The sequence below is a fragment of the Bifidobacterium sp. LH_450 genome, assembly GCF_056356715.1.
Genome location: NZ_JBKEUU010000005.1, coordinates 241,704 through 248,893 on the forward strand (window position 1 = coordinate 241,704; position 7,190 = coordinate 248,893).

Genomic DNA, 7,190 nt, shown 5'->3' on the forward strand with positions numbered 1-7,190 from the left:
TGCCGAATCGCTTTAGTACCATCCATACTTTTCCGAGTGCTCCCAGGCCTTGGAAGGGGACCCATAGCGACCGGCGATATAGCTCAGCCCCCAGTCGATCTGGGCGGCGCCATCGTTGATATAGTCGCCATACACGGCCATCTTGGTCGGCGGCAGCGCCTGCGGAATGCCGTAGGCACCGCTCCACTTGTTCTCCGCGCTCCAGTTCCAGCTGGATTCGCGGTTCCACAGCTTGACGAGGGCCGTCCAGTCATCGCCGGTCCAGCCATACTGCGCGGCCGCGCCGGCCGCATACGTCTGCGCCTGCGCGACGGAGGGCCGGTAGAGGCGGCAATTGGCTGCGCTCGAGGAACCCGACGAGGAAGAGGAACCCGAAGACGAAGAGGAGTCCGACCCGCCGGAGGTCGACGTGGATGGCTTCGTTGTCGGGGTTTGCGTCTGCGTAGGAGTCTGGGTAGGGGTCGGCTTCGGCGTGGCCGTCTGGGTCGGCGTTTGCGTCGGGGTAGCGCTCTGCGTGGGTTCCTGCGTCGGCGTCGACGAAGCGGAGCTGTCGCCGGAGGAAGAGTCTGCGTCGCCCGTTGATTCCGATTCGCTTTGCGACGGCTCGGCGCTCGGCGAGGCGGCATCGCTGGAGGCTTCGGAAGGATCGGCGCTCGCCGAATCCGAAGCAGAATCCGAAGCGGAGTCGGAAGAATCATTGCCGGAAGCGTCGCCGCTGCCGGAATCCGTGCTGGAAGCCGAAGCGGACGAATCGGCGTCGCTTTCGCTGGCCGCCGGACCGACGGCAATGATCTCCTCCACCGGCTCGCGGGTGACGACTTCGTTCGTCAGCGTCTTCGATTCGGCGACGCCGTCGACGTACGTAACGTTGTACGTCATCGTCTTCTCGCCGTCGACGCCGGTCTGTTCGATCTTCGTTTCGCCGGGGGAGAGCGTCTTGTCGACAACGGTGCGCGACGTGAACGCCACCGGTTCGGTTTCGGTGGATTCGCCGTGCGTCACGCGCTGCACGCGCAGCACCGTCGTGCCGTCGTCTTCCTGCACGCTGACGCGGTCTTCCTTGCCCAGCGTAATGCCCTTCGAATCGAGGATCGACGCGGCCGGGAGCTTGCCGTCGGGCGCGACCGACGACTTGCCGTCGGCGACGACGGTGACCGGTCCGTCTTCGTTGATGACGAGGCCGCCGGTGAGCTGGTTGTAGATGTTCTTGATGTTGACGGTGACTTCGGACGCCTTCACCTGGTTCGCCTCGAAGAACCCGATGAGCTGCGAAGCGCTGTCGGCGACGGTCCAGAACGGCACTTCCTGCCCGTTGATCGTCACGCTGGTCTGGTAGGCGCTTTTGACGGTCACGACGTCGTTGTTGGCCAGCGTGCCGCCCGAAGCCGACTGGATGAGATCATGCGTTTTCGTCGTCACGCCCTGTTCGCGCAGCAGCCCCTCCACGCTCATCGCGTACGTGGTCACCACCTTGCGTTCGCCGTTGACTTCCAGCGCCACCGTTTTGCGCGCCGTTACGAAGAACGTTACGCAGGAGGCGAGGAGGAGGGAGATTACCACCGTCATTACGCGGATGCGTCGCAGCGTCACCGTACGACGCGGCGTCCAACGCTTTGCCATGCGCTTCCTCTTTTCCAGCCCGCGGTACCGCTAGCGGGCATACCCTTCCAGTTTCGCACATGCGCCCCGCTTCCACCAAGCGCTTGTCCGCCAGCGTGCCGCTTTTTTGAACAAGATTCACGATTCCCGCCGTTTTCCCGGTCCATCCGCCCATTTCCGCTTCCCGGATCGTTCCTTTCCGCCTCTTGGACCCTCCGTCGGACGGCCATCTTTCCGATGGCCGGAGTGGGGAACCGTTTCCTTGCCGATTGGCTGGGTTTCGAACCATCGATCCCAGCGCCCGAGCGGCGTAACGGCGCCGTGGGAGAGCCTGTGACCATGGCGGCGGCGCAATGGAAGGGGGTATACGCCACGCTGATGGAACCGTTGCAAACACTGGATTTGTGAAGTTTCGGCGAAGCTGGCGGTGCGGCGGCGACTATTCTTAAGGGGTATCCGATTCGACGGTACGCCATAAATGGCGTAAAATCACCGGTGTTGGGGCATTGGGGAATTCGGAAGGGACTCGTCAAGCGACCACGAAAAACAAAACGGGGCGTCACCCAAACGCCTGAAGGGGCAGTAAAGGAAGCGCCAGCGGAACATAAGGAAACCGGGATGGGCAACATAGCCTGCGAGCACGGCGGCTGACATTGCCGCCAAGAGCAAAAAGAGGGGGCGAGAGAGAAGGGGATGTTCTCGCCCCCGGGCAGGCAAGGCTGGTTGGGGGATTGCCTCGCCTGAGCCGGAAGCCTATGGTTGGGGGAAGGCTTCCGGGCACTTACTCACGGTAAGACCATTCTTGCGTCGCATACCAGTTGCCGCATCCCGAGTATTTCTAAGTATACGTCAACCTTGAGGGCGACACAATTGAGCCTCCTGTCGGGATCGAACCGACGACCTGCCGCTTACAAGGCGGCCGCTCTGGCCATCTGAGCTAAGGAGGCGGCGTGTCATGCCACTGGGAGCCAAGGGGCACACCCGTGGCACGAACAAACGGGTAATAGCATACCAGCCGCAACCGATCGGTCAACTGGGGCGTTTCGCCGGGCGCCGTGCGCTGCGCTACTCCGATTCGCCGGTGGTTACGGAAATCGGCTTGCCGGTGGCGCCGATCGACGGCATGTCGCCGGCGACGCCCACCTGGTCCGCCTTGAGGCCGATCGCCTCGAGGAAGCCTTCGGCGATCGTCATCTTCGCCAGCGAAAGGTCGTTGAGATCCCAGAAGTAGCCGTTGATCGTCACGGTCGGCGTGCTCATCGAGCCCTTGAGCGAGCCGGAGGTGTTCCACAGCTCCTCACGCTTCGGCGTGTAGGTATTGACGGCCGTCAGCCAGTCGTCGTAGGTGCCGTCGAACGCCTTGGCGAGCGTGTCTTCGGAGACGCCGGCGTCGAGCGCCTGCTGCTTGATCTCGTCGTTCGACACCGACTCGTATTCGCTGCCTTCGCCCGGCTGGAAGTCGCTCTTGTACATGTTCGTCATGAACGACAGCAGGTGGTCCGGGTTGGAATCGTTGTCGGCGATGGCCAGCGCCACGTTCGCGGCGCGGGTCGAATAGTTGTCGGTGGAGTAGCGGTCCATGAACGACATGAAGTGCAGATCGAGATTCACCTGGCCGGCATTCATCATCTTGATGAGGTCCTGGTCAAGCTGCTGGTTGAGGTTGCCGCAGCCCGGGCACAGGAAGTCCATATAGATGCCGACGGTCGGCGCATCCGCCACGCTCTTGCCATAGCCGTCCTTCGAAATGAGGATGCCGCCCTTGTCGTCGGCGACCGACGGCTTGACGCTGACGGCCTGCAGGGCCTCGTACGCCTGGTTCGAGGTTTCGGTGCTCGCCTGCTCTTCGGCGGAAGGATGCGTATTGCGGTACACGGCGACGCCGGCCACCGCCAGCAGCGCCAGCACGACGATGATGACGATGACGCCGATGATCGTCTGCTGCTTGCGTTCCTTGCGCGCGCGTTCAAGCCGTGCCTGCTGGGCGCGCCGGTCCGCCTCGCGGCGTTCGGCGCGGGAGAGGCGCTTGGCGTCCTTCTTCGGGTCCTGTGCCATCGAGATCCTTTCCTGTCCGCAAGCGTTCGCGGGCATGAAGCGTAGGTCGTAAATCCTTTAATCTAATCTAAAGCTCAAGTCTAAGGCGTATGCGGCGCGTATTACGCAACGGCCCCCAGCGGCCACCAGTCGATGACGGGGGTGGCCAGCAGGATGCACAGGGCCGCAACGCTTGCCGCACAGCACAGCGCAAGTGCAGCGACGCCCAGTATATTCATCCGGCTGGTCGGATTCTGTGAAGACGGGTGAATCTTGACAGTATACGAACCGAGCGCGGCGCGGCAGGGCTCCGACGACGGCCCGTAGACGGCGACGGCCCAGCCGGCGGCGCAGGCGAGCGCCATCGAAAGGCCGGCCGCCGACGCCGAGGCGTCGTACGGCAGCGGCAGGCTGAACGTCGCGCCGAACAGTTCCAGCGCGGCTGGGCGGAACGTCATTCCTTCCAGCACCGACAGAATCACGACGACGCAAGCGGTAATCAGCGCATCGAGCGCGATGGAGGGGAGCGCGGCGACGAATCCGCGCGCCAGGTGCCACGGGAACGTGACGGCGCGGGCGAGCCGGTCCGACGGCTTCGCGCCGCCGCCGCGCCGCCATTCGCGCGTGCGCTGGGCCGCGATGTTCAGCCCGGCCGCCGTCATCACCCACAGCAGCGCGGCCGACGCCAGCCAGCCGGCGAGCGGCATCGCCGCCCCCAGCAACCCGATTGGCAGCGCGAACATCAGCATCGCCGGCCACGCCCGCGGCGTCGGCTGCACCGGCGGCTGCGCAGGGTACGGCTCGTACGCCGCCGGCTGCTGTACAAAAGATTGCGGTTTCTGCTGCGGTTGCGGCGTCGGTTGCGCCAGCGGTGGCAAAGACTGCGTCGTGGGCTGCGGCATGGTTGGCTGCGGCGCCAGCGGTTGCGTAGCTAACGGTTGTGTCCCGCCAAACGGCAACGCAGCCGTCGTCTCCCCCTCCGTCGGCATCGCAGTGGTCGCGCTGTTGGCTGCCGGTATAGCCGTGGTCGTCTCGCCGATAATCTGGGTTTCTCCAACCGCCAGCGGTTGCGTTCCTGTCGCAATCGGCTGCGTGGCGGCGGCTTCGGCGGCGAGCGTTTCCTCGGCGTCTTTCCATCCGCGGCGCGGGTTGGGGATTGTGGCGTCGTCCGGCGCGATCGACGGCGGCATTGCGGGCGCACTGCCCCCAAGAATCGGCCTAGATCTGCCAAAAGGGAGCATCGTCTCCCCGCTGTCGTCGTTGTTCCAGGCGTCCTGCGAAATCGCGGCGAGCAGTTCCTGCGGCGTGCAGCGCTTCGAACGGTCCGGGTCCAGCGCGCTGCGGAACGCCGCGAGCGTACGCGGCGGCAACCCGGCAAGATTCGCGTTGCCGCTCGCCTCGCGCTCGAGCACCGCCATCATCGGCGACGTGCCGAATACGGGCTCGCCGGTCGCCGCGAACGCCAGCACCGACGCGACGGACCACCAGTCGGTCATGTCGTCGGATTCGGCGCCGTCGATGATTTCCGGCGCGATGAATCCCGGCGTCCCCATCACCAGTCCGGTGCTGGTAACGTGCGTTTCGCCCTGTCCCATCGCGATGCCGAAATCGACGAGCACCGGTCCGGAAACCGACACCATGACGTTCGTCGGCTTGATGTCGCGGTGGACGATGCCGGCGTCATGCACCGCCTGGACGGCGGCGATCAGCTTGCTTGCGAGCCGCTCGAGATCCTCGGCGACGTACTTGCCGTTGTGCTTGACGTCTTCGCGCAGGTTCTCGCCTTCGATCAGCTCGGTGACGATGAACGCCACCGAATCGTCGAGTTCCATGTCGTCGATGCCGCAGACGCCCGGGTTGCTGATCCGCCGCAGCGCCATCGCTTCGCGGCGCAGGCGTTCGCGGGCGGTGACGTTGCTTTTTGTCGCGTGTTCGTCGTCGGCGAAGGAATCGCGCAGGATTTTCATGGCGTGCGCCTGGCCGCCCCCGTCTTCCACGCGCCATACCGAACCCATTGCGCCCGCGCCGAGGCGGGAGACCAGCGTATAGCCTCCCACCACGTCCCCAGGCTCAAGATTCAGCGCGTGAAAATCACTCATGCCCACCATCGTAATGAATTCCCGGAAAACCAAGAAAGCGTTTCCTGAAAACCGCCCAATTTTTCCCGACTGGACTATTTCATCCCCTCCACGTTTCAGTCGCTGACTGCTCGCCACCGTCTGTTTCGTTCCGTCCCGTCTACGTTCCAGTCGCTCACGCGTCGTCACCGACTGGAACGTAGCCGGAAATCTACTTTCCAGTCACTGAGGTGCGGTCGGCGACTGTTTTGTTCCGCCCCGTCTACGTTCCAGTTGCTGACTGCCTGCTGCCGACTGAAAAATAGCCGGGACTCTACATTCCAGTCGCTCACGCGCCCTCACTGACTGTTTCGTTCCGTTCTTCCCATTTTCCAGTCGCTCAGGCGTAGTCAGCGACTGGAAAATATTCAAGATTCCATAACTCCGACGCTGAGTCCGCGAGCGACTGGACTATTCCGTCGTCTCTACTTTCCAGTCGCTCACGCGTCGCCACCGACTGGAAGATATCCAAGATTGCATACTCCAGTCGCTGACTGCGCAAGCGACTGCTTTGTTCCGTCTCTCCTACTTTCCAGTCGCTGACTGCTCGCTACCGACTGTTCCGTTCCGCGCCGTCCACGTTCCAGTCGTTCACCGCTCACCGTCGACTGGAATGTTCCCTTCAATCTATTTTCCAGTCGTTGGCGGTTTCGCATCGGATGGAGGATGCACAGAGGTTTCCCGATCTTTTTGCGATCTTCTCCGATCGGGGCGAGGCAGCATAAGTGCGATAAATCTTGGAAATATATAGCTACGAAAGGAACAAAAGATGCCGAGATTCGAAGGGTGGGGGCGGATCCCTATTCCGGTGGAGCGGCAAGAGGCGGCTTGCGGCGTCGTCAATCGTTGGGCGCAGGGTGCCTACGGACATGAAGCCGGCAATACGCTGGCACAAGCGCTCGAATCGTGCGGCTATCGCTCCGAGATTTCCGGTGGTTGTCTGGTCGTTACCACCTTCCCGGAACGCAACGCAGTGTCCTGTTCGACCGGATAGTTGACAGCTGTGTCAGCGGATGGTTGACAGTGGTCCGAGGGGATGGTTGACATTTTTCAGGCCGTTGCCGTGGTTGTGATTGGTATGGTCAATAGCAAACACAACCAAGGCAACGACAATCACAAGACTACCCGTGAGGTCGATCCGTCCGCTTTGAGCCGGCAGGCGCGTTCCCTCTACGAGCGCAACGTGCGCATCATCGAGGCCCTCGCCGAAGGCGAGGCGGTCGCCAGGGTGGCCGCCCGCTATGGCGTGAGCAGGCAATGGGTCTACCAGCTCGAGCGCCGCTACCGCCAGGACGGCGAGGCGGCGCTGGTGCCGGCCAGCCGCGCGGCGCGCCGGGTCGCCAACCGCACCGACGCAGACACGCGCCGGCGGGTGGCGCAGCTTCGCCGCGAGCTGCGCGACGGCGGCATGGACGCAGGAGCCAGGTCGATTCGCACGCT

Annotated in this window: 5 protein-coding genes and 1 tRNA gene; 2 read left to right on the plus strand and 4 right to left on the minus strand. The window is 63.4% G+C overall.

Annotated features, from left to right (window positions below):
* Positions 1–12: 12 nt before the first annotated feature.
* From AC1AXT_RS08000 to AC1AXT_RS08015, 4 genes are all read right to left on the minus strand, one after another.
* On the minus strand, positions 13–1,620 hold the full coding sequence (locus tag AC1AXT_RS08000; RefSeq protein ID WP_476541172.1) for an aggregation-promoting factor C-terminal-like domain-containing protein: 1,608 nt from the start codon (positions 1,618–1,620) through the stop codon (positions 13–15).
* 852 nt (positions 1,621–2,472) lie between these two features.
* Positions 2,473–2,546 (minus strand) — tRNA-Thr (locus tag AC1AXT_RS08005).
* A gap of 118 nt (positions 2,547–2,664) precedes the next feature.
* Positions 2,665–3,654: a DsbA family protein gene (locus AC1AXT_RS08010; RefSeq protein ID WP_476541174.1), complete on the minus strand. Its 990-nt coding sequence runs from the start codon at positions 3,652–3,654 to the stop codon at positions 2,665–2,667.
* A gap of 101 nt (positions 3,655–3,755) precedes the next feature.
* Positions 3,756–5,732 carry a serine/threonine-protein kinase gene (locus tag AC1AXT_RS08015; protein ID WP_476541176.1) on the minus strand — a complete coding sequence of 659 codons (1,977 nt, stop codon included), beginning with the start codon at positions 5,730–5,732 and terminating at the stop codon, positions 3,756–3,758.
* A gap of 787 nt (positions 5,733–6,519) precedes the next feature.
* Between AC1AXT_RS08015 and AC1AXT_RS08020 the strand changes: the two genes are divergently transcribed.
* Complete coding sequence (locus tag AC1AXT_RS08020; RefSeq protein WP_476541178.1) at positions 6,520–6,744, plus strand: hypothetical protein; 225 nt, start codon at positions 6,520–6,522, stop codon at positions 6,742–6,744.
* 84 nt (positions 6,745–6,828) lie between these two features.
* A partial coding sequence (locus AC1AXT_RS08025) for a helix-turn-helix domain-containing protein (RefSeq protein WP_476562952.1) occupies positions 6,829–7,190 on the plus strand: 362 nt, incomplete at its 3' end.

Excerpts from the sequence above, each read along its gene's own strand:
- AC1AXT_RS08000 (WP_476541172.1), bottom strand. The coding sequence starts at position 1,620 with ATGGCAAAGCGTTGGACGCCGCGTCGTACGGTGACGCTGCGACGCATC.
- AC1AXT_RS08010 (WP_476541174.1), bottom strand. The coding sequence starts at position 3,654 with ATGGCACAGGACCCGAAGAAGGACGCCAAGCGCCTCTCCCGCGCCGAA.
- AC1AXT_RS08015 (WP_476541176.1), bottom strand. The coding sequence starts at position 5,732 with ATGAGTGATTTTCACGCGCTGAATCTTGAGCCTGGGGACGTGGTGGGA.
- AC1AXT_RS08020 (WP_476541178.1), top strand. The coding sequence starts at position 6,520 with ATGCCGAGATTCGAAGGGTGGGGGCGGATCCCTATTCCGGTGGAGCGG.